Source organism: Xanthomonas sp. SHU 166, from assembly GCF_000364685.1.
In the GTDB taxonomy this organism is placed as follows: Bacteria; Pseudomonadota; Gammaproteobacteria; order Xanthomonadales; family Xanthomonadaceae; genus Xanthomonas_A; species Xanthomonas_A sontii.
The window spans coordinates 1-1,027 of record NZ_AQOJ01000958.1 but is presented as its reverse complement, the minus strand read 5'-3'; the positions used below and the strand labels follow the sequence as shown (position 1 = coordinate 1,027).

Below are 1,027 nucleotides of genomic sequence, written 5' to 3'. Positions count from 1 at the left end.
CGCGCGGCGCTGTTCGGCGCCATTGGCGGCCCGCTGGGCTATGTGCTGGCCGCGCGCGGCTGGCAGGCGGTGACGCTGGTGGCGCCCACGCCGCAGGCGCTGCTGGCGCTGGCTGTGGGCTGGGCCGCGGCGCTGACCTTGCTGAGCCTGGCGACGCGCCGCCTGATGGTCGCCACGCCGGCGCTGCCGGCCACCGGAGCGGTGCGATGAACGCCTGGCCGCTCCTGCATGTAGGCATCTTCACCGTGCTGGTCATGCTCGCCGGCTGGGCCTGGCAGCGGCGCACCCGCAATGCCGGCGTGGTCGATGTGCTGTGGTCGGCCTGCATGGCGCTGACCGCAGTGTACTGCGCCTGGCGCGCCGATGGCGCGCTGCTGCCGCGGGTACTGACCGCGGTGCTGGGCGGGCTGTGGGGCGCGCGCCTGGCCTGGCATCTGGGCGTACGCGTGTTCGGCGATGCGCACGAAGACGGCCGCTATCGTGCCCTGCGCGAGCACTGGCACGGCGACCAGCGCAAGTTCCTGGCGTTCTTCCTCGGCCAGGCGCTGGTGGTGCTGGCGTTCGCGGTGCCGCTGTCGGTGGCCGCGCACAATCCGCAGCCGCAGTGGAGCGTGTGGACCACGTTGGCGGTCGCGACCTGGCTGATCGCGGTCGGCGGGGAAAGCCTGGCCGACCGGCAACTGGCCGCGTTCCGCACCGACCCGGCGAACAAGGGCAAGACCTGCCGCCAAGGCCTGTGGCGCTATTCGCGGCATCCGAACTACTTCTTCGAATTCGTGCACTGGTTCGCCTACGTGTTCCTGGCAGTGGGCAGCGGCGCGCTGTGGGTCGGCGTGGCCGCGCTGGGCCCGTTGCTGATGTTCGCCTTCCTCTATCGCGTCACCGGCATTCCCTACACCGAACAGCAAGCCCTGCGCTCGCGCGGCCGCGATTACGCCGACTACCAGCGCAGCACCAGCGCCTTCTTCCCCATGCCGCCGCGGCACTGAGCCGCGCGAGGAGATCCGCCATGTCCAGTACCTTCGCC

At 71.5% G+C, this 1,027-nt stretch carries 2 protein-coding genes; both read left to right on the top strand.

Annotation, left to right across the window (positions count from 1 at the left end; all coding sequences use genetic code 11):
- On the top strand, window positions 1-210 hold a 210-nt coding region (locus tag D180_RS21520; RefSeq protein ID WP_017914402.1), incomplete at its 5' end, for a DUF2878 family protein.
- Complete coding sequence (locus tag D180_RS21515) at window positions 207-989, top strand: DUF1295 domain-containing protein (RefSeq protein ID WP_017914401.1); 783 nt, start codon at window positions 207-209, stop codon at window positions 987-989. The genes D180_RS21520 and D180_RS21515, both read left to right, overlap by 4 nt.
- Window positions 990-1,027 lie beyond the last annotated feature (38 nt).